The organism is Arthrobacter sp. NPDC055585, assembly GCF_053619115.1.
The window spans coordinates 1-2,452 of record NZ_JBSHIT010000022.1 but is presented as its reverse complement, the minus strand read 5'-3'; the positions used below and the strand labels follow the sequence as shown (position 1 = coordinate 2,452).

Sequence of the window (2,452 nt, the reverse complement as noted above, 5' to 3'; positions counted from 1 at the left end):
AGCAATTCGGTGAATTCTGAAGAATTTCAATCGAACCGGCTATTCCAGCCCTTCCGAACCCAGCATCCAGTCCCAGGCTTCCCGCCGGCACACAAGGCGCGCAGCAGATCCACCATCGAAAGAAAGTTGGGGTTTGGCCGCCATGCTTCGGGCGCTTCGTGAGCGTCCCGGCCGCGGCGACTCAGAAGACTTTACACAGGTTTGATGGCACGTGCAAATCGGCCGCCAGCGCCCCGTTTTGCCCCCTGCCTGAAACAGCTGCGGCGTCGGTTCCGTCCCTGGTGGGAGCGGAACCGACGCCGGTCAAAGCTGCCGTGCCGGCCGGCTATCCGTGCCGGCGTCGCATGGACGCCAGAACCAGTGCCGATCCCGCGAGCATTACTCCCCCGCCCATGAGGGCCAGGTTGAGCGATTCCGCACCCGTCTTGGGCAGCCGCTCCGTGACCGGTACCGGTGCGTAGTGGTTGGTGGCCTCAGCGGTCTGCGTCGCTCCCGCCAGGATGGTCACCTCTCCGGTAAGGCTGGACTCCACAGTGACGTCCTCGTTGGCTCCCGAGGTCGGCTCCGAGATGCGGCACAGCGTTCCAGCCGGGATCCCCTCATACAGCTGCGTATAGGCACCTGCCAGGGTTCCCGCTTCCAGGACAAAGACCTCGTCCAGCAGACCGTCCCCACACTGGACGTGAAGAACGATTTCGTCCTGCAAACCGGCGCCCGTACCCGTGATGGTCTTGGTGACCTGCAGGCTGCCGGGATTGAGCTGCACGGTGTTGCTCACGGCGAGTACATTCTCGCCGTCGGTAATCGTCACCGGCTCCGGCAGTACGGGGGTGACCGTTACCGCCGTCGTTGATCCGGTAACCGGCTCCGTCACGGAACAGACCGTCCCGACCGGCAGCCCTGTCACGGTCTCAGTGACTGCAGTATCAGTGCCTTCGGGGATATCGAAGGTGAAGACCCCCGACGCACCGCAGTCCACCACCAGGGAGATGGCCCCCTGCAGGCCAACACCATCACCGGCAAAGGCCTTGCGGACGGTCAGGTCTCCGGCAAGGAAGAACTCCGCCGTCGCCTGGGCGTTCGAATCGATCTGCGAGTCGGCTGCCAGAATCAGCTTTTGCGCTTCAGCGACACTTGGGTTGTTGCCTGCGTAGAGGTAGACGTTTCCGGTCTGCACAGGAACAACCGCTGTTGCAGTCAGTACGGCGGGATCTGTGGTTTGACTGTCATTGCGCACCCACAGCTGGGTCCCGGAAGGTACCGTCTCTTCCACCAACGGGATCGTGCCGGCCGGATCGGTGTACAGCGTGTATCCGTCCGTGATGTCTACCGTCAGAGTTGCCGCATCCCCGGATGAGACCGTGAACGGCCCCGCCACACCGTCAGACGGTCCGGCAGCTGACGGCGGGTCGATGGAGACGTCCGGGGCAGGCGGCTCGGTCAGAGGGCCGGCAGCGAGGACAGCAGCGACTATCGGGGCTGTGTACTGGCGGATCGGGTCATCATCCTCGAGGACATAGCCATCGCTGAAGAACCAGATGGCGGCCTGGACAGCGGCTGCACGAACATTGTCCGACGGCGCCTCTGCAGGCAGACCGGGCTGGTCAGGATAGTAACTGTTCAGAATACGGTTGATGTACCCAACATTTGGGACATTGGACTCATCCCAGGACCCGTTCTCATATCCGAGCCCGTTATAGGTATTCGTCCGAATGTCGATGCAGTACATCTGCTGCGTAGTCCCTGCCGCGTCCACCGTGGTAATCACACCGGCAAACGACTCATCCAGATCGTCATACCCCCGGCGGGACGTCGTCAGGATAACCCGCGGTGGGATCGAAGGTTCCGCCCAAAGGCGGCAGCCCTCCGGTCACGCTTGATCCCGGCCCTGTACCCGTCATGGTGATTTCCACCAGATCCGAGGGGACAGCCGCACCAGGTGGATCACCGCGGTATACGGCCTGGGCCGGCGCAGCCAGCTGCAGGAGCATAAAAACAAAAACAAAGACGCCGACGACGGCGCTGCCTACGGAGGTGCCTCGCCAGCCACTCCTGTGTGGCATACGGCCCCCAGCACGTTCGGTTTGGTGACGCAGACTCATAGGGTTCCCGCTTCCAGTCTCGGCCTCTTGGATCGTCCGAAGTGGTGAGCTTCGGGACATCGGCGCCGCAGCGCCCGTGGCCTGAGAGGCTACGTCTCCCGTTGGCATCTGGAAAGGGAGGAAGAGAAATCACCTGCTGATGCGGGTGGTATTGCTGACAGCCGGTGGGTCATCCGGTAAGGATGCGCCGCCCTAGCATGATGTTCCGCACGTCCGGTGTCGTCTAGCGGAATTCCCTGCCGTGGTTCCCACGGCTTGTGGCGGGTTTTGTCTGGTGTGGTCCCACTGGTTGACAGGTGTCACCGAACATGGGAAGCACGGTTAGGCCGGCCGGGGAGGCATAGGCCGGC

2 protein-coding genes are annotated in these 2,452 nt (G+C 62.7%); both read right to left on the bottom strand.

What is annotated here, in order from left to right:
- Window positions 1–325: 325 nt before the first annotated feature.
- Complete coding sequence (locus ACWGQ2_RS18360; RefSeq protein ID WP_452019648.1) at window positions 326–1,768, bottom strand: DUF5979 domain-containing protein; 1,443 nt, start codon at window positions 1,766–1,768, stop codon at window positions 326–328.
- A gap of 25 nt (window positions 1,769–1,793) precedes the next feature.
- On the bottom strand, window positions 1,794–2,063 hold the full coding sequence (locus ACWGQ2_RS18355) for a hypothetical protein (protein ID WP_452019647.1): 270 nt from the start codon (window positions 2,061–2,063) through the stop codon (window positions 1,794–1,796).
- Between the last annotated feature and the right edge of the window lie 389 nt (window positions 2,064–2,452).